A 22,318-nucleotide genomic window follows, 5' to 3' on the forward strand; every position below is an offset into this window, starting at 1 on the left:
AGCCGATCAAGGATGGAAGCGGATCGTACCGGCCCAACGCTCATTTGTGAACGCTGCTACCTCTCAACCCGCCACCGCTGGATCTTTAGCTCTGCTTTTTAACCAATTAAACCATTTATGCAGAAACGCTTACTACTTTCCATTTTTACGCTTTTCCTGTTTTCGGGTTCGCTGGCTCTGGCTCAGCAAATTCGTGGAAAAGTTACTGTAGAGGGAGATAATACGCCGCTCCCCGGTGTTAACGTTTCCCTGAAAGGTACCTCCAGTGGTACGGTTACGAACGCGAACGGAGAATACAGCATTAACCTTACCTCTGGGCGTACGGTGCTGGTTTTCAGTTACATCGGTTATGTAAATCAGGAAGTTGACGCCACCGGCCGTAGTACCGTAGATGTGACGTTGAAGGCCGACAACAAGCAATTTAATGAAGTTGTTGTCACCGCTTTGGGAATCAGCCGGGATAAGAAGGCGTTGGGCTACGCTGCTCAGGGTGTCGGTTCGGAGGAACTCGTACAGAACCACCAGCCTAACCTGGTAAATGCCCTGCAGGGAAAAGTGGCCGGGGTTACCATTTCGAGTACGGGCGGTGCACCCGGTCAGGGGGCTCGTATTTTGATTCGCGGGATTAACTCCATTGACGTCAGTCGTGATAATCAACCCTTGTTCGTGATTGATGGGGTTCTGCTGGACAACTCCACTTCTACCCTGGGCAATGATGCCGCGGGTCGTGGCATGAGCAACCGGGCCGCCGACATCAACCCCGAGGACATTGAAACGATCAACATCCTGAAAGGGGGAGCGGCTACGGCTCTCTACGGTTTACGCGGAGCGAACGGTGTGGTCGTCATTACGACGAAATCAGGCAAAGCCGGAGCCCTACGGGCCAACTACAGCGGTACGTACGGTTTTGAAAATGTAAACAAATACCCAGACGTACAGGATAAGTACACCATTGGCTGGCAGGGTCAGTACGATCCGAACAGCTTCTGGCCTTCCTGGGGACCGACGGTTGAGGAAGCCCGGAAAATTGATCCGACGCACCCGGCCAAGCTGTACAATCACTTTAAGGATGCATACCGTACGGGTCAACAGTTTCAGAATAACCTTTCATTTTCGGGAGGTACGGATAAAATCAACTTCCTCTCCTCGATCTCGCACCTGAATCAGCAGGGCGTTATTCCCTTCACCAATTACGAAAAGCTTTCGCTGCGATTGAATAGTAATATCAAATTCAGCGATAAGTTTACGACGGGTGTGAACCTGAATTTCATCAACTCCGGTGGTGACCGCTACAATGCCGGTCGGTACAACGAAACCTTGAGTTACTGGTCACCCCGCTACGACGTACGCGACTATCTGACGCCCGACGGAACCATGAAGGCCTACTCCGGTGATAACGCCAACCCGATGTACAACGCGATGACGAATAAATTCCGGGACAACGTCAATCGTCTCATTGGCGGGGTAAATTTCACGTATGCTCCCCTTTCCTGGTTGACGTTTACCTACCGGGCTGGTCTGGATACCTATTCGGAAGACCGGCTGCAAACGGCTCCGGGACCCAAAGGCATTGCGGGTGAATACATTTCCGGAGATAACGGGCTGGGCTTTGTCTATCAGTACCATACCAATTTCCGGGCCATTACGTCTACGTTTGCGGCCAGTGCTACCCACAAATTTGGGGATCTGAATACGACGCTCCGTTTAGGACACGATCTGTACGACCGTCGCATTCGCAGCTTTGGAGCCGAAGGCCGCGAACTGACCGTTTACGATTACTTTGATTTGCGGAATGCCAAAACCATCGTTCCGGTACAATCGGCCGAAGACTACCGCTTAATGGGTCTTTTCGGTGAATTGACATTCGACTATAAGGATTATCTGTTCTTAACCCTTACGGGCCGGAATGACATGACGTCTTCCCTGCAATCGCCTAACAACTCGTTTTTCTATCCTTCGGCCAGCCTGGGTTACGTATTTTCCCAACACTTTAACCTGCCGGAGGTACTGAGCATGGGTAAACTCCGGGCCTCGTACGCTCAGATTGGGAAAGACGCCGCTCCGTATTCGACCGCTACGGGTTATTCGTCGTACCAAAACCTGCCTTCGGGCTTGACGGGCTTTACCCGCGGGGCTCTGCTGGGCAACCCAAACCTGCGTCCGGAATTTACGGATACCTATGAAGCGGGTCTGGAACTGGGCTTCCTCAATAACCGCCTGGGACTGGATTTCACGTATTATAACTCGCTGAGTAAAGATCAGATTATTCAGGTGAATGTCTCCTCCGGTACGGGTTATGTACGGGCGGCTATTAACTCCGGAGAAATGCGGAATCGGGGCGTTGAATTGATTTTACGGGCTACGCCGATCAAGACCAGCAAGTTCAACTGGGACATCAACCTGAATTTCTCGGCCAACCGGAACAAGATTGAAAGCATTCGGCAGGATTTGACTGAGATCAGTTACGCTTCCGAATTCGGGTACGCGAACTCAACCGTAACGATGAAACTTGTTCCCGGTCTGGCCTACGGTAACCTCTACGGAAGAGCCTACCAACGGTACTACCCCAACACCGGAGAAGAACAACCAGCGGTACTGGATCGGGATCGACCCATTGTGATCGGAGCCAATGGTTTCCCGGTGATTGGTACGGCTCAGAAGCTTCTGGGCAATACGCAGCCCAAATGGCTGGGCGGTTTGAACAACACGTTGCGTTACGGCAATTTCACGTTTACGGCTTTGTTCGATGCTCGCGTCGGTCAGGATCGGTACAACCAAATGGGTAACTTCTTCTCGGCATTTGGAATCGCCAAATACACCGAAAACCGCAACGATACCAAGGTGTTTGAAGGCGTACTGGCCAACGGAACACCCAACACCAAGGCCGTCTGGCTCGGTCAGGGCGTTGGTCCGGATGGCGTTAACTACGGAAATGGCTTCTACCGGAACGTCCACCGAGGTGTTTCAGAGTTGTTCATCGAGGATGCTTCCTGGGTACGTCTGCGTTCGGCGAGTTTATCGTATTCCATTCCTTCTTCCTGGATTAAATCGTCCATCGTGAAGAACGCCCGCCTCAGCGTAACGGGCAATAACCTGTGGCTGTGGACCAAGTACACGGGTTTTGACCCCGAGGCTTCAACCACCAACAGCGGTAGCAACGTAGACGGCTTTTCAGGCTTTAGCTATCCAGCCGTGCGTAGTTTCCTGTTTTCTCTGAATGTAGGTTTTTAATGATTTGATGGACATGAAAAACACGTTGAAACGATATACCCTTTTAGCTCTCACCACCCTGGGCCTGACAACGCTCGCGGGTTGTAAGGATTACTTTGATTTAAATAATAACCCCAACCTCATTTCCAATCCGCCGCTGGCCTCCCTGCTTTCGACCACGACGCAGAAAACGGGCCTGAACTCCCAGCGGGTGGGTGGGCTTACGTCGTATTTCGTGCAGTACCTGGCCAGTCCCAGTACGGCCAGTCCCACGGACACGTATCAGGTAACCGATTACACCAGCACCTGGGATGCGGTCTATTTTGGTATGGCCGATTTGAGTGATCTCAAGCGACTGGCTCAGGAACAGGGGGCATCGGAATACGTAGGGGCCGCCGATGTGATGCTTTCCTATCACCTTACTCTGATTCATGATCTTTTTGGGGATGCTCCCTTCTCGAACGCGTTCGCCGGTACTACGCTTACGCCGAAGTACGACAAAGCGGAAGATCTTTATGCTTCCGCCCTAAGTCTGGTCAATGAAGGGATTGCGGAACTGAGTAAAACCGATTCCCGCGTAAAACTGGCCGCGGCCAACGATCTTATTCACAAAGGCAATACGGCCGCCTGGATTAAAACGGCCTACGCCCTCAAAGCTCGCCTGCTGACTAAAGTCTCTAAAACGAGTGCCTATAAGCCCGCTGATGTATTGGCTGCGGTGGAAAAGTCGTATACGTCGAACGCCGATGATGCTCAGATGGCCAGCTTTCAGCTCCGTAACCCCTGGGCTCAGGTAGCCCGTGATAACGCAAACTTGCTGCTCGACGGCTGGTTGTCGGAGCAACTCGTCGATCAGTTGAATGGTACGACGTACGGTTTGTTCGATCCCCGCGTAGAGAAGATTACGGATAAAACGGTAAACGGCGTCTATAAGGGTACTATCAACGGACAGGGAAACATTGGAGCTGCCAACACAATCAAGGATGAAAGCTACATTACGCTGAATTCGCCCCTGACGGGTGATGCTTCGCCCCTGCTGATCGCGACCTTCGCCGAACTCAAATTCATTGAAGCCGAAGCGGCCTTCCGGAGTGGGGATAAAACCCGGGCCTACGCGGCGTACCTGGCGGGTATTCAGGCCAACATGGACAAACTAGGCGTGGCTTCAGCCGCCAGCCAGACGTATCTGTCGAACGCTACCGTAGCCGTGGGAGCTCAAAATCTAACGCTCGATCTGATTTTCAAAGAAAAGTACGTGGTCACGTACCTCAATCCCGAAGCCTGGAATGACGCCCGCCGATCCGATTACAAATACAAAAACTTTACCCTGCCCCTGAATGCAGCTCTGCCTACGTTCATTCGCCGGGTAGCGTACCCCAACGGTGAACAGGCCAAAAATACTTCCAACGTTCCAACGGAAGTACCTTTGTCTACGCCGCTTTGGTGGGATAAATAAGCCAACGAACTACGTTTTCCAGAAAAGGCGACTTTACGAGGTCGCCTTTTTCATGGCTGAATTGTATGCTTTTTGCAGTCACGGGCTTTCGCGAGTCCTTCTTTGCCGCTCCTGAGAAACGCTACTTTTTTTCTGATGTTTTGAAGAGAACGGGGGCTTTACGACCAGGCCTTACTCCAACAGGGAAGCCGTTGCCTTAGGCGATCGAATGGTATACGAAAACGGTGCACTTTGGGCTTCGCCGGGTTTCAGATTCCATCGCCAGTGGAAAATACCCGTCTCGTGATTCACTTCGGCTCCGCTGGCCTGACGATCGAGGATTTCAATCTCTTTCATTTTCGAAATGGGAAACTGATCGTATACCACCAGCGAGATAGGTTGGCGACGGGTATTGCGTACGCTGATTTCGTAGCGGCGTTCTTCGGACTGTGTACTGCCCAGGAAGGATTTCTTTGTGAATTCCTTCTTCTTGATTCGCTGTACCTGCACAGCTTTGTCGCGTCCGAGTGACAAGCGAAGCGTATCGCCCGTATGTTCCAGATTCAGCGTCGATTTCCCTACGTAATTGCCCTCCAGGAACAACTGAATATCGCCGTTTAACAAACCGTATTGCTCCCAGTTGGGAATCTGAGCGGTCAGGAATACATCCGAATTGAGTTTGGGTACGGCACTGTATTCGTACAGAGCCGGTAATTCGACCTGTTTCACTTCTACGGCGTATACTTTTCCATCCGATGGAATGGTATAGGGCATTTTAATGTCGTAGGTGAAACTGGTGGGTGCCTCTTTTTCATTCAGCTCCAGGGGTACACCCGCTACTTTTCCCTTCACAGTAGCTACGGCTCCGACTATATCCTGTTTACGTGGCGTGCCGTATCCTATGGCTACTACTTCATTTAAAGCCTGTTGGTCTGCTTCCAGTTGCACATCCAGTATTTCCGAGAAGAAGGGTTTTCGTTGGGATCGAAAGCCAATCCCAGCAAAGACAAGTTGGGTCGCATTTTGAGGTAGTTTCGGTGGAATGCTCAGGCGATATAAGCCATTCTCATCCGTCAGCGTGCCCAGACTCGTGCCCGATAACGTCACGGAAGCATTGGCAAGGGCTATTCCCGACACGTCTGTTACCTTACCAGAAACCTGGGTAACCGTAGGATTGTACGTTTGACTGATGGGTGTATCCTGTTCGGGGTAATAGTTCGTTTGCCCCGTCACCCAGGGTCGTAGCATGGATTGCGTTGCCCGTTGTCGGGGGTCTGCGTTGGAAAGGCTTAGCTGTACCTGATTCCAGTTTTCGCCCGTGTACTGAAACACCTGAGCTTTGTATCCCATTTGCAGTGGTTTGGTCAGGTCATTAACCCGAGCATCATAACTGGGAATCCAGCCGGCATCAGCCACAAAGTAGGTCAGCGTAAACTGAGCCTTTGGGATAGGCTGAGTGCTGGAAACAGTAATCCATACCTCCCCCACCTGCTGATCCGTATTCGTGTTTATTCGGGTGCGTTCACTGTTCAGAGCTTTGATCTCCTCCTCATACTGGCTGATTTTTCGCTCCAGATCCAGTTGTTTGGTCAGCACTTCCGTCAGGCGGGTTCGCTGGAAATCCGCCGCTTCTTTAATCTCACTGGCTTTGAGGGTTTGTACTTTCCCACCCAGTTCCTGATTTTTCAGTAAAAGACTTTCTTCCTGCTTATAGACCTGAAGCAGCTTTTGTTCCAGTTGGATTTTGGCTTCGATCTCAGCCCGACGTTTCTCGAACTGCCGCGTTTTCTCAAGCCGCGACGAGCCCTCTTCGGCATAACTCTGCTGAGCCTGTACGGACAGAACCGTAAAGTTCCCTTCTCCACTGAGCTGAATACTTTGTTTGTCAATTTTGGACGAGAGCTCTTTGAAATACAGTTCCGTTCGCCCGGCGGGCAAGGAGGTTTGAGCCGTTCGCTGAATCTGGGCTCCGTTCAGGAAAACCGTTACTTTTTCGAGTTTGGACGTTAGAGGTACGGGTGTGGATTCCGCCCAGGCTACGGCTGAGCTAAAGAGTAAGAAAAGCAGATACCGCTTCATAAGGAAAGGGTTAAGATTCATCCTCTGGATGCAGGCTTAACTTCAATTCCATACGACTACTGATTTTTTTTTCTTTTTAATTTTCAGGCGATCACAGGAAAAGCCCACTGACAGCTAGTCAGTGGGCTTTTCCTGTGAAAACTAAAAACGTTTCACCTATTGCTTCGCATAACCACGAAGCTGTCTTTTCACCCAATCCATATCCGATTGCAGGGAAGCGGTTTCTTTCCGAAGATTCTCGTTGGTCGCCCGAAGTTTCGCATTTTCAGCTTTCAGCTGATTCACCTCTTCGATGAGTGCTTTGATTGCAATCCTGCACTATCTACACCAAACAGAACAGTTTTACCGGGGCAACATGAAAAAGCCTGGGAGAAGAAGTACCAATACCCACCTGAGCCTACGAAGAAAGAGCGGCAGCCAGCAGGCCCGCCGTAAGTAAAGCGTGTTTACAAAAGGTGTGTAAATAAGGTTCAACCCATGGGCAATGCTTGTAAAGATAGAGTATACGTATACACCTTACTTCCGGGAAATTAAGCATTCGTCAGAGGATTAACCTTTGTTACCTACTATCTTGCCAGCGGCTACCAACGCCCTATTGACTGTGTTTCTGAAACTATTCCGCAAATCCGATGCCGTCCCCAGTGAAACCGAACTGCTTGAGCAGTATCGGCAAACGGGTGATTTGCGGATTTTGGGGCAGTTGTACGAACCGCACATGGAAATGCTGTACGCCGTTTGTTACAAGTACCTTTCCAGCGAAGACGCCGCCAAAGATGCCGTTATGCAGGTGTTTGAAGAACTGGTAAACAAAGCCCGTACGCACGAGATTAGTAACTGGAAAAGCTGGCTGCACAGCGTAGCCAAGAACTACTGTCTGATGCAATTGCGAAGCCGCAAAGAATTTGTTGACGCCGAACGTATGGAATCGGAAGACCGTTTGCATCTAGTAGAAGAAGCCCCCGAAGAACCGTTGCCCTTGCAGGAGCTGGACGATTGTCTGAAAAAACTCAATCGCGAACAGCAACAAACGGTATCGCTGTTTTTTTTACAGGAAAAAAGTTACCGACAGATTGTCGAGGAAACGGGTTACGAACTCAATCAGGTGAAGAGTTATTTACAGAACGGGCGGCGGAATCTCAAGCTTTGCATGGAAGCCCAGGTAGAGCGATTTTCCTAGTACCTAAATCAAGCATGGCAGCACCCCAAATCACCGCAGAATTGCTCCGCCGTTACGTGGCGGGTCAGGCATCGGATGCCGAGCAGCACGCCGTCGAGCGGGCCGCTCTGGAAGATCCGTTTGTGGCGGATGCTTTGGAGGGATTTCAGACCCTGCCTTCACCCGTACCCACTGATTTATCGCAAAAACTCTCGTCCCGTATTACTTCGCCCCGGCCTCTCTCTATCGTTTACGGACGAAGAATCGCCGTTGCGGCGAGTCTGGTTGGCGTACTTGCTACGGCCTACGTACTGCTAACGAGCATTCCCCAAACGCCACCAGCGATAAGCGTAGCGACTCAACCTTCGCCCACTCTGCCAGCAGCCCCTGCGGATACGGCGGTCGAGCAGCCAGCCCCTGCCTTACAGGCTATGGAGGCTCCCACTCCGTCGGCCCGCAAGAAAATCGACGTACCCGCTCAGGTGCAGGAAATGTCGGTGGATACGGCTATCCATTTATCCCCGCTCGCGGTTGAAGCTCCGATGATGGCCACGCGTATGCTGCGAGAGCCGCTGCCTGCCCAGGTTGATTCCTTGGCCGCTAGCTCAAAAGAGCATAGCGTTGCCCTGGGTTCTACCAAACTGGACGGTACGTCCCGGCAACCCTCGCTGATGATGCGTCGTAAAAAACCGGCGGCTTCCGTAGAAACAGGTTCCGTATCCCGCCTCAAGCGTTCCGATAGTACAGGCGAACTGGAACTGGAAACCGAAGCTGATTACGCCGCCCGGACGCGTGATTCGGTTGTAGTAACCGAAGTTCCTACCGTACCGCCGCAGCCCCAGGGCGGTATGGAAGCGGTGCAAGCGTATCTGCTCGAAAAGAGCCAGCAACGCCTGCAGGGAGCTCTACTGGAAATTAATTTCCGGAAAAATGGTTCGATTAGCCGCGTACGATTCCTGCAGAATCCGGGTCGGGTTTCCCGCCGGGAAGTGCTGCTCTGGTTACAGCAAGGGCCTCGCTGGCAAGCGGCCTTCACGGCTCAGGGCTCAGTAGCTTTCACGCTGAACCTTTCCCTTTGAGCATAAAAAATCCCTGTTCTGGTGAAATGAGAACAGGGATGTATGGTTCGTAATTTCTCTTACTTCGATAGTTCTGTGGAGCGTTTCTGAGCGGCGTGTAAACCCGCAATCAGCGATTCGGCCAGGTGATTCTCTTCGAAGGTTTTCAGGGCCGCTTCGGTCGTACCGCCCTTGGAGGCTACAGCTTTGATCAGCTCATCAAGACTTTTATCGGCCGTCTGAATTAAATGATATGACCCTAACATGGTTTGTTTGACGAGTTGTGCCGAAAGACTTTCGGGGAAACCCATTTGCTTTCCGGCTTCAATCATCGCCTTTACCAGATAGAAAAAGTACGCGGGTCCGGAGCCACTGACGGCGGTCACGGCATCCAGCAGACTTTCGTCCTCCAGAAATACTGAACGTCCCGTGGCGTTGATGAGGTTTTCGACCCGGCGTAAATTTTGAATATCGACTTCTTTCGCCGCCGCAAAAGCTGTCATTCCCATTCCCAACATGGCCGGGGTATTGGGCATGGCCCGTACCACCAGCGGGTGATCCAGCACGGTCTGAATTTTCTGAATGGATACGCCTGCCATGATACTCAGAACCACCTGATTATACCGAATAACGGGTTTCAGTTCCGCGTGTACGCCCGCAAAATCCTGGGGTTTTACCGCCAGAATAATCAAATCGGCTTCACTGATTCGCGGTCCGATGGTATCCACAACGACCCCCGTCCGCTCGGCCCGGAGTGCCTCGCCGCGTTCGGCCGATTTCTCGATCAGAAACAGGTTTTCTTTTTGAACCAGATCGTACTGAATAAAGGATTTGGCAAAAGCCATTCCCATATTCCCACACCCAATAATGGCAAGCTTCATAACAGAGGAAAGATGATAGATGAAAGACGTTATCGTTTCATTTTGGAGGTTTTGATACTGGCAATGAGAAGCTTTTGAATCTCTTCGCAATCCATTAAAAAGGAATTTGCCAAGCGATCTTCCAGTAATTTACTATCCCTGAGCAAGGAAAGCCAGTAATGCGTCTCACTAGCCTCCTTATTAGCAATTGCCAGCTTATGAATAAAATCGGGTCTACTTTCAGCCTGTTCAGCTTCGCGAATAAGAGCACCAATGGCCGTACCACTTCTCAGTACCTGTTTTGAAAGGACGTATTCTTTCTGCTCGTCCCTGAGAAAAGAATACAGTTTGATGATACGCAGAGCAAAAGCATAAGATTTTTGGTTAGCGACTTTCTCTTTCATACAAGAAGCAGGCTAAATTTGAGTAAATATACTCAGACCTAACCGTAGTCACTATCCTCTCACCTCTTTACTCTACTTATCTACTTAGGGCATTAACTCCTTCAACTTGGCCTCTAAAGCCTCGCCGCGAAGTTCTTTGGCGATGACCTTTCCCTGCGGATCGATGAGTACCGTGAAGGGAATGTGCTGGATCCCGTAATCAATGGCCGCGGCGGAATCGAAGTATTTCAGGTCGGATACCTGCGTCCAGGTCAGGCCATCCTTCTGAATAGCGTCCGTCCACAGTTTCCGGTCTGAATCCAGCGATACACCATAGACCGTAAAGCCTTTGTCTTTGTACTGATTGTACAGGCGAACCACGTTGGGGTTCTCCCGACGGCAGGGACCGCACCAGCCCGCCCAGAAATCGATGAGTACGTATTTACCGCGTAACGAAGAAAGCGAGACAATCTTCTGCTGCGGATCGGGCAGGTTGATTTCCGGAGCCGGACTACCAATGCTCAGGCCTTTCCGACTGGTTTGTACCCGACGCACCGTAGCGATAAACGCTTTGTAAATCTTAACATTAGGCTTTTCTTTTTCAAACCGATCGGCCAGTTGTTCGAATACTTCGAAATCCTGTTCCTGGTTCAGGAAATTGGTAGCGTACAGAGCCGCCAGCGAAGAGCCCATTTCCGGCAGTAAAGCCTTGACCTTGGTTACCATGTCGGTCTGACCCTGTTCAAACTGCTGCTGAATTTTCTGCTGAGCCGCTTTATCTTTTTTCTGGGTAGCCTGTTCGTACGACAAATTCAGTCGATCCACCTGATTCTTGAAAGCGGCGGCCATGGCATTGAGCTGATCGTAGTAAGCCATGTTTTTCGAGCCCGTCACCTTGGTTGCCTGCGGAGCCTTTACGTCGGCCTCTACCTGAAGATTTTCGCCGCCTTCCAGCAGCAGAATAACCGGTTTGCTTCCGCCAAGCAACAAGCGGTAAAAACCACCTCCATCGAGTACTTTCCCTTTCATTTCGAATCCCTGACTCGTAATCACGGACGAATCAATGGATACGGGCAAGCCGCGATCATTGACGATTTGCAGGTATGCTTTTTCATTAACATTCGGGTTTCGTACCTGGCCCTGAATATGGTAGGTATCCTGCTGAGCGAAACCCGTCAGCGTACCCAGGAAAAGAATCGTGGAAAAAATCAGTTTCATAGCGTACTAGCGTCTAACGATTGGGCGACGAGCTGATTGGTTACTTTCGGGTCGGCCTGGCCTTTCGACTTTTTCATGACTTCGCCCACGAATAATCCAATCAGTCCTTTTTTGCCTTTTTTGTATTCCTTGACCTTATCGGGCCAGGCTTGTAATACTTCATCAATCAACGCCTGAAGTACGTCACTATTGCCCTGTTGCAGCAGTTGCAAACGTTCGGCCAGTGCCAGCGGCGAAACATCAGGCGTTTGAATCAGAGCCGGAAACAGCTTCTGAGCGGCCGCCGAGTGACTGACTTTGTTTTCTTCCACCAGTTGAATCAGAGCCGCCAGCGTCTGCGGGGCTAACGGAAAGTCCGTCAGATCCTGCTTGCTTTCGTTCATCCAGGTACGAACGGAACCCATCAACCAGTTTGCAGCCGTTTTTGGAGTCGTCCCTGCGGCAATTAGAGCCTCCAGATACGCAACCGTTGCTTTCGATTCAGTCAGCGACAAAGCATCGGCTTCGTTGAGTCCGTACTGCGTCGTGTAGGTTTGAACCAGCTGGCGGGGCAGCGTTGGCATCTGGCTACGGATGCTTTCCAGCTGTTCGTCCGTAATCAGAATGGGCACCAGATCCGGCTCGGGGAAATACCGATAATCGTTCATCGTTTCCTTCACCCGCATGCCGTAGGTCCGACCCGTTTCGGGATCGAACATCCGCGTTTCCTGAATGATGGTTTCGCCGGCTTCAACCATGGCTACCTGCCGCTCGTATTCGTACTCGATGGCTTTTTGCAGAAAACGAACCGAGTTCATGTTCTTTACTTCCACCTTCGTACCCAGCACCGGATCGCCGAACTTGCGAACAGAGATGTTGGCGTCGCAACGCAAACTGCCTTCCTCCATGTTGCCATCGCAGATGTCCAGGTAGCGAACCAGCTTCCGTACCTCCGTCAAATACGCTCCGGCTTCTTCAGCCGAACGCATCGAGGGGTCCGATACAATTTCAATGAGTGGAGTTCCGGCCCGGTTGTAATCGAGCAGGGTATCGCTGGAATGTTCGTCGTGAATGGATTTGCCCGCGTCTTCTTCCAAATGCGTATGGTGCATCGGAATGGCCTTTTCCTGCCCATCTTTTCCCTTAATCCAGATTTCACCACCGATACAGATCGGATGTTTGTCCTGTGAAATCTGATAGCCTTTTGGCAGATCGGGATAGAAGTAGTTTTTCCGGTCGAATACCGTACGGCGGGCAATCTGACTATTGGTCGCCAGTCCGAAACGTACGGCCAGTTCTACCGCTTTGGCATTCAGCTTGGGCAAGGTGCCGGGATGCCCCAGCGTGATAACGGAGATATTCCGGTTGGGCAGTGAGCCGAACTGGTTGGCATCAGCCGCGAAAATTTTACTTTCGGTCAGTAACTGGGCATGGACTTCCAGACCAATGACCAGCTCGTACTGGGATTTAATCGACGACACGGTAGGCTATAATGGATCAGAACGCAAAGGTACGCTTTTATGGGGAAAGGCTTTAGCCCGGCTCCGAATTCAACGGTACCGGGCTATGGGCTCAAGGGTTACTCGCCGCGGGCCATGTCGCGTTTGACGTCTTTTTCTTTGATGTCCTGACGTTTATCGTGCAGTTTTTTCCCTTTTGCCAAAGCAATATTGAGCTTGGCAAAGCCGCGATCCGAGATGAACAGACGCGTTGGGACAATCGTTAGGCCCTGGTCTTTCAGCTTACCCACCAGGCGACGGATTTCCTTTTTCTGGAGGAGTAACTTGCGATCACGAATGGGTTCGTGGTTGTAGTGCGTGCCCTCTTCGTACTTGGAAATGTTCATGTTCCGCACGTACAGCTCGTCGTTGAGCAGCAGACAGTACGCATCGGTAAGGTTGGCTTTCCCCTGACGAATGGATTTAATTTCGGTTCCGGATAAGATGATGCCCGCCGTGAAGGTTTCTAAAAACTGGTATTCAAACGAAGCCCGGCGATTTTTGATCTCGACGTGCTTTTGTATTTTTTCTTTTTCTGCCATATCGGTTCCTGTAATACCTGGCCGGTACTTGTTTAGCCGGTTCTTTTTCACGAAAAAAAGTGGACCTATCGACCCGCTGCGTGAATTGGTTTCAAAGATAGCTTTCGAATGGACATCTTGACGCGTTTCTACTGGGCCCGACCGGTTTCTACGCTGGACCGTAGCCGGAAATAAACAATCGTTTATTCGCTCCAGAAACGCTGAATATGCTGGTGACAAAGTTCATGCACCGGATAGCGGGCACATTCCTTCGCCAGTCGTTTGACATTCCGGCGATAGCTTCCCTCCTGTATTACCTGATCTACGGCCTTTTTGATCTCACGGGCTGTCGCCATTTCCGTTTTCAGGCGAATACCCAGCCGAAAATACGCCACCCGGGCCGCAATCTCATTTTTCCCTTCGTACAATCCTGTCGCGACGATGGGTACGCCATGTTGCACGGCGGCCAGGGTACTCGCGTAACCCGCGTTCGTCACGAATACGTGTACCTGCGGCATGAGAGCCTGGAAATCCACGTAATCTTCCAGTACAAAATGGGTCTGCGGAAACTGTTGCCGCAGCTGCTGGGTCTGGTGTCCGCCAGTGGTGGCAATCACCAGCGTAGACGCGTCGGATTTAAAGGCTTCCAGGGTTGGAATCAGGAGTTTTTTCGGATCGGGCTGATGCATGCCCTGGGAAACCAGCACGACTCGCTGGTATCGCTTCGGACAAACCCGGAGGGGCAATGAACCCGGCATTGCCGCCCGGTACGGAAAGAGCGGCCCGACAAACTGAACGTTCGGACTTAGATCCCGGCGTTTGTATTCGAAGCCCGGTACGCCGCTTTGCAGATACACATCTGCTTCCCGCAGGACTGCATCCTGACAAAATTCCCGACTGACGGGTAATCCATGCTGCTTTCGCAAGGTATTGTACAGATGCGTAGAAGGCTTGAAGAAGTAATTTCGAACCCAGTACTGCAACAACCGCTGGCGACTTTTGCCGAGGAGCGACTGAGCGGGTAGCCAGCCTAATCCATGCAAAGGGGCATCGCTTGAAGAAACGCCCAGCGGCCCCAGACCCACTACCCCCACGGGAACATTAAAAACGGCTTTCAGAAAAGGAGCTGCCATAAAAGCCATGTCGCACAACACCGCATCGAAGGGAAACTGTGCATAAACGGCTTTCAGATCGGTCAGAAAATCAGGAATGGGAGCCAGGAAGCGGTAGGTCAGATCAAAACGGAAGCGGGTGAGCGTACGCGTGAGCTTTTTACGTTGCGGCCAGACTTGGTTGACTTCCGTAGCATGCACTTCCGTAGCCCGCTGAAAAGGGTAAAAGCCTAAACCGAGTTTGGTAATGAGGGACTGATAACTCGGACCCGTATACCAACCCACCTCATACCCCTGGGATTGGAGATATACTGCCAGAGCCGTCAGCGGCCTTACGGAGTCGGGGGTTGTCGCTACTAATAGTTTCTTCGCATTCATTCCTGAAAGTCAACAATTCAGCAAACCTACACCGCCTTCCGGCAGGCTAGTCAGGCAGCCTGACTGAACTGTTTAAAAGAGAACATGAACTGTAGGGGCCCATCCATCGTCCAACAAAAAGCCCTGACATCGACGATGTCAGGGCTTTTTGAGCAATCCGATTCAAGAGCTTATTTCTTTTCCTCTTTCTTCTCTTCGGTTTTGGGCTGCGTCGCCTTGTATTCTTTGTTCAGACCTTCGATCATTTTTTGCGTAATGTCGAGTTTTGAGTCTGCAAACAGAATGCCACCGCCTTTCTGATAACCCAGTACGTATTGGTACTTATTATCGTTGTTGTATTTTTTGATGTACTCGAAAATGTTGTCGTACAGCTTTTCGGTTTGATCCGCCCGCTCTACGGACAGATCATTCGCGGCTTTCTGACGGTAGTTTTCGAAGTCAGACGCCTTTTTCTGTAACTCCAGTTGTTTAGCCTGAGCTTCAGCGGCTAACATGCCACCGGCCCGTTGTTGGAAAATCTGAATTTCACGCTGGATGGCTCCGCCTTTCTGGTTGAGTTCCACGTCGAGTTGCGTACCCTTCTGTTCGAAGGCTTTCTGAGTATCTTTAAAGAAATCGTAGTTATTCAATAAGGAATCGGCATTTACATACACGATGGCCCGACCGTCAGCGGTCACGGCGGCACTACTGCCACTCGAAGAGCTACTATCGCCTTTAAAATGCAGGTAATACAAAACGGCCACCGCCACGACCAACACGGCATTAAGGGCTAACGAAAGGTTTTTCACTGAGTCTAGCTGGTTTGATTAAACAATTAGGTCGGCAAAAATAGCCAATTGCCCCGAAGTGGCAAGCTCGGTTGCACGCAGTATTTCAGGAATTTACGCAAGACTACCAATAGGCTTGTGCTTTTTCGGCGGGGGAAGGGTTCTTGGGGAAAACGGCCTGCCGTACCAAATACCCACTCAGGGAGGCCATTCCACCCAGTAGGGCTCCGCTCCAGGTCGTAGCCGTCAGCAAACCAATGGTGCCAATCCCCCGAAAAAGCTCACTGATCCGGTCCGTCAGAATACCCCCTGACCGAAGGTGTTCGTAGTAAGCCATGCCAAACCAGAGCAGGGCGGTGGCGAGAAAACCATTTAAAAAAGCCTTACTCCCACTCTTGCCTTTCCAGGCTGAAATCAGGAACGGTATGATGACAACGGACCACCAGGGGAGAAAGTACTGGACCATTGCGGAAAGTAAAATCATCAAAACGAATTGCATAACGAACGTTTTAATACAGGTAAAGGGTATCTGGCCTTAGCGTTTACTGATTTTCAGCGTACTTAAAACCTTGGGATGGTTTTCATCAATGGCTTTCAGATACAAAAGTTCATTCAGTTTTCCCTCGGCCCAGGTATTAACCATGTTATCATAGTACGGACTACCCGGATTGCCCGACTGTCCGCCGGGATATACACCATAGGCCGTTGGTCCCTCTTTTCCCAGAGCCACCACCATTCGCCAGGACGGTCCCCATTTACCCCGGAAGGCATTCGGCACATCGGCACCGCCGCCCGCTACTACGTTCGTACGACCAAAGGATTTCAAGGGAGGTACCAAGTGAGCAATCGTCGATCCTTTCACCGCTCCCCAAGCCCAGTTTTTCGAGGAATAGGTCCCGTACTGGCGGGTGAGCGAATCGACGGTCGCCTTGAAGCTAAGCCGAATAATATCCGTCTGATTCTCTTTTACGTCCGCCGTTTCGACGCGATCAAACCATTTCGAATCCGGTTCTTTTAGAATGAGTTTCCAGAGTCGGTCTTTCTGCGGACGCTGTAACGGTTTCTTCGCGTCCGTCGTGAATTCATCCCAGACAAAAGAAGGAAGATTTTCCACCCATTTTTCAAAAATGGTCGGAGCTACGGCCTGCGTCGTGTACTCATAATCCCACTGCTGCAGAGCCGTGTACGTTGAGTATTGGGAGGCATTAAGTTCCCCTACTTTGATCTGCTCCAGTAAAGTAGGGAGCAAGTCCCGGGCCAGCACGTTGTAGTTGTCGTTTTGTAATAATCGCAGGCTGTCAATGGTAGCCCGCTGCATGGCTTCAAGTCGTTCATTAATCCGAATAGCCCGGTTAGCCTCCGCAAAACGCCAGTGCAGGTAATACGGATACGACTCATCGACGGGGGCCTGGTTGGCCGAACTTACGTATCCTTGTTTGGGATTTTTTACATGGGGATTGTGTTCGTGAGGAATCCAGCCCTGCCAGTCGTGAGCAGATTTAGAGCCGTCCAGCAGGAACTTACCCTGTTCTTTCCATTTTAACGGAAACTTTCCATTCACCCAGATGGCAATGTCGTTTTCATTACTGGCGAAGACAAAGTTTTGTGCCGGAGCGACGTAATGACTCAAGGCTCGTACGTAATCGTCGTAATTTTTCGAGCGGTTGAGCATATAGAACGTTTTGACGGGATTACCCGGCTCGTGGGCAATCCAGCGTAAGGCCAGACTCGGCGTAGGGTCATTCCCCCAGCGGGGCAGTGCCACCGGCCCGTGATGCGTATACACCACCGTATCGATCACGGACGGTTTGCCTTTGACCTTGATTTCCTCCACCCGGAAGCTGGTTTTGTGCCATTGCCGCCGGTACAGGTATTCACGTCGCGTAGAATCTTTAAATACGATGGTGTACAAATCAGCTACGTCGGAGCCTACGTTGGTTTCGCTCCAGGCAATGTCGTGGTTGAATCCAATAATGATGCAGGGAGCCCCCGGCAGCGATACCCCGTAGGCATTGCTTTCGGGCGTGGTGAGCTGAATTTGGTACCAGATGGAAGGAAGCGTTAAGCCCAGGTGCGGATCACCCGCCAGAATGGGTAAACCCGTAGCGGATTTCTCACCCGCAATCGCCCAGTTGTTTGACCCGATTCCTTCGACCCGCTCGGGCCAGGAAAGTGGCTCGCGGACGGAAGCCGTCCCTTCGGTATAGTCTTTCGGTACTTTGGGAAGGGGGCTGCGTTTGAAATTCCATTTCGTCCCTTTGGGGATGATCGGACTTTCACGATCGGCGTAATCGGGGTATAAATCCTGGAGTACTTCCAGACCAAACTTTTGCAGCACATTGGTCAACGCCGCATCACCGTCGCGGGGGGTCGCCAAGGTATGAGTCATTTCTACCATGAGTAACATGGACTTTTCCGGCGTCCAGGCTTCGGGCGTAAAGCCCAGCATTTTGTACTCAATGGGATAATCGGCAGGCCGCAGATTGGACAGGTACGCATTGATCCCATCACTGTATGCTTCGATGACACGGCGAATTTTCGCGTCCTGTTGCACAAACTTCCAGGCTTCCTCGGCGGCTTTTACCGAACCCGTCCGGCGTTTGTATAAATCCAGGGGCAGAGCCTGCTCCCCTACTACTTCACTCAGACGTCCGGCGGCAGAACGGATCGTCAGATCCATTTGAAACAGGCGATCCCGAGCCGTTACGTAGCCTTGAGCGTAGTATAAATCGTGATCATTGCTTGCGAAAATGTGCGGAACCCGGTTGTCGTCGAAGCGAATAATGACCTCCGATTCAACGCCCGGCAGATGTATTTCAGCGTCGAGCATCTGAATGCGACGCTCATTACTCCAAAAACCCGAAAATGGACTTAAGAAGGCCCCCAGGGCGGGCAAGGGACTAAATGAAGTGCCCAGAGCCCACAACAACCCACCCGTGAGGGTCAGACTAAGAACCGCTTTCTTCATGTCGATGTACTGTACGTGATGTAAGAATACAAACGTAAGGGTTCTAACGGCAAGAAAAAAGAGATTTTCCCGGTGATTCGGTACGCGACCAGCTCGATAGAGTGATTGGTAATTTCGATTTAGGTAGTACTTTTTACCGCATTACTTACCCATCCATTTTTTAAAATCGCTTACTTTTTCCCGACTCACCAACGCTTCTTTTTCAAAGACGGGCTTCAGCCCTAGTGCCAGGCGATTACCAAAATACGGCTGAATCTGTTCCACACTGGCGTGCGTAACGATGACGCCCCGACTGATTCGGAAGAACAAATCCGGATCAAGCATATCGGTTAGTTCATCGAGGGTATAGTCTACCAGAAACTTCTGACCGGCATGGGTTTTAAAAAAGCTGAATCGCTCGTCGGTAAAGAAAAAGGCAATTTCGGCTACTTCTACTGATAACAGCCGCTGCCCCTGCCGTACCAGAAACCGCTTGCGGTATTCTTTGGTCTGCATCTGATTTCGCCAGGCCTGTAGCACCTGATCCAGATTGAAGGGTAAGGAAGGCTGTGCCCGAGCTGACAGATCATGGTACTTGCGAAGCCCGCGTTCGAGTTCTTCCCGCTGTACGGGTTTGAGCAGGTAGTCGATACTATTGACTTTGAAGGCCTGCAGAGCGTATTCGTCGTAGGACGTGGTAAAAATGATGGTACTGAAAATATCGACCTGTTCGAAAATGGCAAAGCTTTGTCCATCGGCCAGTTCAATATCCATGAAAATCAGATCCGGTTCGGCATGGCCCTGCTGTCGGTTGCTTTCAATCCAGTCAACGGTTTCTTCGATACTCGCCGTCGAGGCCAGTACTGTTAGACTGGGTTCGATTTCCTGTAACAACCGAATCAGCTTGCGGACGGCTAATTCTTCATCTTCAACGATTAAAACGTTCATATATCCGATACATTTTCAGTGAATAAAGGCAACAGAATTTTAAAGTGATCGGGACCGTTGGTAATCTGCGGTTCCGGCTGATCGAGTAAGCGGTAACGGGCGGTAATGTTAGACAGCCCCACCTTCGTCGATTCAACGACGCCCGGACGTTTGGCTTTGGTTTGCAGGTTATTACTTACCAGCAATTCACCCGTCGTTGTCGTACCAATGTGAATATGCAGGGGCTTGGTAGCCAGAATGACGTTGTGCTTCACCGCATTTTCCACCAGCATCTGAAGGGTCAGGGGTGGCAACTGGTACTTGAGATATGCCGGATCGACGACTACATCCAGGTGTAAACCAGCTCCGTACCGGGTTTTGAGCAAGTGGTAATAGGAATGAATAAAGGCCAGCTCTACCGAGAGCGGCGTTAGTTCGCGTTCGCTGGTCTGTAGCAGATAGCGATAGACTTTCGCCATTTCATTGACAAAGTCCTCAGCTTTCTGCGGCTCGTCGGCGATGAGTGACGAGAGTGAGTTTAAACTGTTGAACAGGAAATGGGGACTGATCTGACTCCGCAAGCTCTGCAATTGACCCTGCAAACGGGCTTTCTTGAGTGTTTCCTTATTTTTCTGGCTCGCCTGCCATTGTTCCAGAGAATAAAATACTTCATAGATAAAGACAAAGGCTAGCAGCGAAAACACATCGACAGCGTACAAAAACACGAGCGTGGGCGGCGTGACATCTGCTCCGGCAAGCCGCTTGAACAGATGATTCCACGTGGGAATGATGCCATGATTGGCCTGCATGGCTTCGAGCGATATTTCCGTGTGAAAGAACCCGCCCAGAGCAAACAGCGTCAGATAGAAATACAGAAAAAAGGCGGTCAGGAACGTGAAACTCAGCGTCATCCAGATAATCCGCTTGACCGTTTGCCGCAAGTGGGGGTACCGACGGGTAATTACGTCAGCCGCGTAGTTATGAGCGACAAAAGCAACGGTACTCAGGATACCTACCACCAGCGTTCCGCCCAGGAAATTTGACCAGTTTTGCAGGTACGGACGCCCAATCAGCAAATACGCCATCAGGGGAATAATCCAGGGAGCGATGAAGGCGTACATCCAGCGACTCCGGGCCGTGGGGAAGCAGCGATGAATCAGCTCTTTCATACCGCCTGTAGTAAAGGAAGTTCGACGATATACCGCTGATCCTCAACCAGCACCTGCACCGATTCACCCTGTAGTAAGCGGTAGCGGGCCATGAGCATCGACAGGCCAGCCCGGTTAAGCGGAATGGTTACGGAACGTTTCTGGAGGGAATTGCTTACTCGTAATAGCGTTGGTGAATTCGCCCGAATCTGAATGGATAAGGGCTGCTGGGCCAGTACGACATTGTGTTTGATGGCATTATCGACCAGCGTCTGGAGTGTCAGCACGGGTAGGTACTGCGTCCGGGCGGCCTCGCAGACGTTCACTTCCAGTGAAATGGCCGATCCATACCGGGTGTCGAGCAAATAGGAATAGGCCTGCAAAAAACGTAGTTCGGCTTCCAGCGTGACCAGTCCACCGCCCGGCATACTCATTTGCCCAGCCTGCAACAGATAACGGTATACGGTTGCCATCTCGTCCACAAAACGTTCCGCCTGACGCGGATTGTCGGCAATGAGTACGGACAGAGAATTTAAGCTATTAAACAGAAAATGCGGGTTCACCTGCTGTTTTACTTCTTCGAGCTGCATTTGTAACTGCTGATGTTCCAGAGCCTCCAGTTCTTCCTGATGAATCCGCCACTGCGTAAAGGCATACACGCCCTCGCTTATCCCGGCCAGTAAAATGTTCATACACGTCATCGCTGCCAGCACCCACGGAGCCTGTGCCGGTTTGTAGGAATAGCCGAACCACTGCGTAGCACCCAACGCATACATCAACTGCTGTCCCAGAAAAAAGTTGATTCCCACAAACAGACTGATCATACTGCTGAGCCGCAGAGCGGACTGGTGGGGATGCGGGAAATACACGCCAATTTGCTGAGCGAGCCACTGAAGGAAGAAGGCATCCATGGCATTGAAAACAAACATGATCAGGGAAATTCCCAGCATGTTTGTCCAGCTGGCCCAGTACAAACTTCCCCAAAAGAGGTAACAGAATACGGGCGTGTACACGACAATCAATAACCAGAGCAGGCCACCCCTGAACAAGTTGCGTTGTTCCAGAAAAGGAAATAATCTGGGCATGAGCGGATCCTGATTTTCAAACTTCGGTCGGATTTTCAGGGCCCTTGCCACTTTGCGTAGCAGCAATGAAAATGGCATTTCTTGGGGGCTTGGTCAGGGTAGGTAAAGCTACAATGGATTTAGTAAACCCCTGAGACTGCTCCTCCCCGAGCTGAAAAGATTTCTGACTGAATTGTTAAAAATCGTACATGAATTGCGGTACGGCAGGAAGTAACGTACAGACTGGGGCTGGAGAGGTGATGTATAGCGGAGCCGCTGGATTCCGGCGAACGTTCGGATGCATAGTCAGGTATCGTTTAGGTGGATAAAGATTATGGCAAACGTACCTCCTTCGTGCAAGGGCTTAAACGCTTCGCTGGTTCAACTGGAAAAAGCGAGGAATGAACTGTTTTTTTTGTGCTATAATCCGGAAAAGCTCAATCATTCAAGCAATCTACTCTTTTGATAATCTGCACGTTACTAATTAAGAGTCGTTACATATGTCCCAGTCAGTCCGATACAATTGATCGGGCTTTTTCGGCGATTCATCCTTTGGAAGCCTCACTTGAGTAGAAAC

18 protein-coding genes are annotated in these 22,318 nt (G+C 50.9%); 4 read left to right on the plus strand and 14 right to left on the minus strand.

Annotated elements, in window-relative coordinates:
• The first annotated feature begins 117 nt into the window (after window positions 1-117).
• Both BWI97_RS18595 and BWI97_RS18600 read left to right on the plus strand, forming a co-directional pair.
• Window positions 118-3,231, plus strand: a complete 3,114-nt coding sequence (locus tag BWI97_RS18595; RefSeq protein WP_102202302.1) for a SusC/RagA family TonB-linked outer membrane protein — start codon at window positions 118-120, stop codon at window positions 3,229-3,231.
• A 13-nt stretch (window positions 3,232-3,244) separates the two neighbouring features.
• Window positions 3,245-4,666, plus strand: a complete 1,422-nt coding sequence (locus BWI97_RS18600; RefSeq protein ID WP_102202324.1) for a SusD/RagB family nutrient-binding outer membrane lipoprotein — start codon at window positions 3,245-3,247, stop codon at window positions 4,664-4,666.
• Between the two features lie 171 nt (window positions 4,667-4,837).
• Here the strand turns inward: BWI97_RS18600 and BWI97_RS18605 are convergent, their stop codons facing one another.
• Complete coding sequence (locus tag BWI97_RS18605; RefSeq protein WP_158242791.1) at window positions 4,838-6,724, minus strand: mucoidy inhibitor MuiA family protein; 1,887 nt, start codon at window positions 6,722-6,724, stop codon at window positions 4,838-4,840.
• 156 nt (window positions 6,725-6,880) lie between these two features.
• On the minus strand, window positions 6,881-7,009 hold the full coding sequence (locus tag BWI97_RS28945; protein WP_255403118.1) for a hypothetical protein: 129 nt from the start codon (window positions 7,007-7,009) through the stop codon (window positions 6,881-6,883).
• Window positions 7,010-7,280: 271 nt separating this feature from the next.
• Here BWI97_RS28945 and BWI97_RS18610 point away from each other — a divergent pair, with 271 nt between their 5' ends.
• Both BWI97_RS18610 and BWI97_RS18615 read left to right on the plus strand, forming a co-directional pair.
• Window positions 7,281-7,901, plus strand: coding sequence for an RNA polymerase sigma factor (locus tag BWI97_RS18610; protein WP_233207906.1), 621 nt, complete (start codon window positions 7,281-7,283; stop codon window positions 7,899-7,901).
• Window positions 7,902-7,915: 14 nt separating this feature from the next.
• Window positions 7,916-8,959, plus strand: a complete 1,044-nt coding sequence (locus tag BWI97_RS18615) for a hypothetical protein (protein WP_102202305.1) — start codon at window positions 7,916-7,918, stop codon at window positions 8,957-8,959.
• A 59-nt stretch (window positions 8,960-9,018) separates the two neighbouring features.
• On the opposite strand, the gene proC is transcribed toward BWI97_RS18615, so the two are convergent.
• From proC to BWI97_RS18675, 12 genes are all read right to left on the minus strand, one after another.
• Complete coding sequence (gene proC / locus BWI97_RS18620) at window positions 9,019-9,819, minus strand: pyrroline-5-carboxylate reductase (protein WP_094814760.1); 801 nt, start codon at window positions 9,817-9,819, stop codon at window positions 9,019-9,021.
• Window positions 9,820-9,848: 29 nt separating this feature from the next.
• Window positions 9,849-10,202 carry a four helix bundle protein gene (locus BWI97_RS18625; RefSeq protein WP_102202306.1) on the minus strand — a complete coding sequence of 118 codons (354 nt, stop codon included), beginning with the start codon at window positions 10,200-10,202 and terminating at the stop codon, window positions 9,849-9,851.
• A gap of 84 nt (window positions 10,203-10,286) precedes the next feature.
• The gene (locus BWI97_RS18630; protein WP_102202307.1) at window positions 10,287-11,399 is read right to left on the minus strand and encodes a TlpA disulfide reductase family protein; all 1,113 of its coding nucleotides are present in this window, start codon (window positions 11,397-11,399) and stop codon (window positions 10,287-10,289) included.
• Window positions 11,396-12,859, minus strand: a complete 1,464-nt coding sequence (gene gatB, locus BWI97_RS18635) for an Asp-tRNA(Asn)/Glu-tRNA(Gln) amidotransferase subunit GatB (RefSeq protein WP_102202308.1) — start codon at window positions 12,857-12,859, stop codon at window positions 11,396-11,398. Before gatB ends, BWI97_RS18630 begins: the two co-directional genes overlap by 4 nt.
• Window positions 12,860-12,957: 98 nt before the next feature.
• Window positions 12,958-13,419, minus strand: a complete 462-nt coding sequence (smpB, locus tag BWI97_RS18640; RefSeq protein WP_094814766.1) for an SsrA-binding protein SmpB — start codon at window positions 13,417-13,419, stop codon at window positions 12,958-12,960.
• A 182-nt stretch (window positions 13,420-13,601) separates the two neighbouring features.
• On the minus strand, window positions 13,602-14,888 hold the full coding sequence (locus tag BWI97_RS18645) for a glycosyltransferase (RefSeq protein WP_102202309.1): 1,287 nt from the start codon (window positions 14,886-14,888) through the stop codon (window positions 13,602-13,604).
• Between the two features lie 170 nt (window positions 14,889-15,058).
• The gene (locus BWI97_RS18650; RefSeq protein ID WP_102202310.1) at window positions 15,059-15,676 is read right to left on the minus strand and encodes an OmpH family outer membrane protein; all 618 of its coding nucleotides are present in this window, start codon (window positions 15,674-15,676) and stop codon (window positions 15,059-15,061) included.
• A 103-nt stretch (window positions 15,677-15,779) separates the two neighbouring features.
• Window positions 15,780-16,154, minus strand: coding sequence for a hypothetical protein (locus BWI97_RS18655; protein ID WP_094814773.1), 375 nt, complete (start codon window positions 16,152-16,154; stop codon window positions 15,780-15,782).
• A gap of 36 nt (window positions 16,155-16,190) precedes the next feature.
• On the minus strand, window positions 16,191-18,623 hold the full coding sequence (locus BWI97_RS18660; protein ID WP_102202311.1) for a penicillin acylase family protein: 2,433 nt from the start codon (window positions 18,621-18,623) through the stop codon (window positions 16,191-16,193).
• Window positions 18,624-18,764: 141 nt separating this feature from the next.
• Entirely contained in the window at window positions 18,765-19,550 is a 786-nt protein-coding gene (locus BWI97_RS18665; RefSeq protein WP_094814777.1) for a LytTR family DNA-binding domain-containing protein, read from the minus strand.
• Window positions 19,547-20,698 carry a sensor histidine kinase gene (locus BWI97_RS18670; protein ID WP_102202312.1) on the minus strand — a complete coding sequence of 384 codons (1,152 nt, stop codon included), beginning with the start codon at window positions 20,696-20,698 and terminating at the stop codon, window positions 19,547-19,549. Before BWI97_RS18670 ends, BWI97_RS18665 begins: the two co-directional genes overlap by 4 nt.
• Window positions 20,695-21,762 carry a sensor histidine kinase gene (locus BWI97_RS18675; protein ID WP_158242792.1) on the minus strand — a complete coding sequence of 356 codons (1,068 nt, stop codon included), beginning with the start codon at window positions 21,760-21,762 and terminating at the stop codon, window positions 20,695-20,697. The genes BWI97_RS18670 and BWI97_RS18675 overlap by 4 nt, the downstream gene beginning before the upstream one ends.
• Window positions 21,763-22,318: the final 556 nt, after the last annotated feature.

The sequence above is a fragment of the Siphonobacter sp. BAB-5405 genome, assembly GCF_002872335.1.
Taxonomy (GTDB): domain Bacteria; phylum Bacteroidota; class Bacteroidia; order Cytophagales; family Spirosomataceae; genus Siphonobacter.

Excerpts from the sequence above, each read along its gene's own strand:
- BWI97_RS18595 (WP_102202302.1), top strand. The coding sequence starts at position 118 with ATGCAGAAACGCTTACTACTTTCCATTTTTACGCTTTTCCTGTTTTCG.
- BWI97_RS18600 (WP_102202324.1), top strand. The coding sequence starts at position 3,245 with ATGAAAAACACGTTGAAACGATATACCCTTTTAGCTCTCACCACCCTG.
- BWI97_RS18605 (WP_158242791.1), bottom strand. The coding sequence starts at position 6,724 with ATGAAGCGGTATCTGCTTTTCTTACTCTTTAGCTCAGCCGTAGCCTGG.
- BWI97_RS18615 (WP_102202305.1), top strand. The coding sequence starts at position 7,916 with ATGGCAGCACCCCAAATCACCGCAGAATTGCTCCGCCGTTACGTGGCG.
- proC (WP_094814760.1), bottom strand. The coding sequence starts at position 9,819 with ATGAAGCTTGCCATTATTGGGTGTGGGAATATGGGAATGGCTTTTGCC.
- BWI97_RS18625 (WP_102202306.1), bottom strand. The coding sequence starts at position 10,202 with ATGAAAGAGAAAGTCGCTAACCAAAAATCTTATGCTTTTGCTCTGCGT.
- BWI97_RS18630 (WP_102202307.1), bottom strand. The coding sequence starts at position 11,399 with ATGAAACTGATTTTTTCCACGATTCTTTTCCTGGGTACGCTGACGGGT.
- smpB (WP_094814766.1), bottom strand. The coding sequence starts at position 13,419 with ATGGCAGAAAAAGAAAAAATACAAAAGCACGTCGAGATCAAAAATCGC.
- BWI97_RS18645 (WP_102202309.1), bottom strand. The coding sequence starts at position 14,888 with ATGAATGCGAAGAAACTATTAGTAGCGACAACCCCCGACTCCGTAAGG.
- BWI97_RS18655 (WP_094814773.1), bottom strand. The coding sequence starts at position 16,154 with ATGCAATTCGTTTTGATGATTTTACTTTCCGCAATGGTCCAGTACTTT.
- BWI97_RS18660 (WP_102202311.1), bottom strand. The coding sequence starts at position 18,623 with ATGAAGAAAGCGGTTCTTAGTCTGACCCTCACGGGTGGGTTGTTGTGG.
- BWI97_RS18665 (WP_094814777.1), bottom strand. The coding sequence starts at position 19,550 with ATGAACGTTTTAATCGTTGAAGATGAAGAATTAGCCGTCCGCAAGCTG.
- BWI97_RS18670 (WP_102202312.1), bottom strand. The coding sequence starts at position 20,698 with ATGAAAGAGCTGATTCATCGCTGCTTCCCCACGGCCCGGAGTCGCTGG.
- BWI97_RS18675 (WP_158242792.1), bottom strand. The coding sequence starts at position 21,762 with ATGCCCAGATTATTTCCTTTTCTGGAACAACGCAACTTGTTCAGGGGT.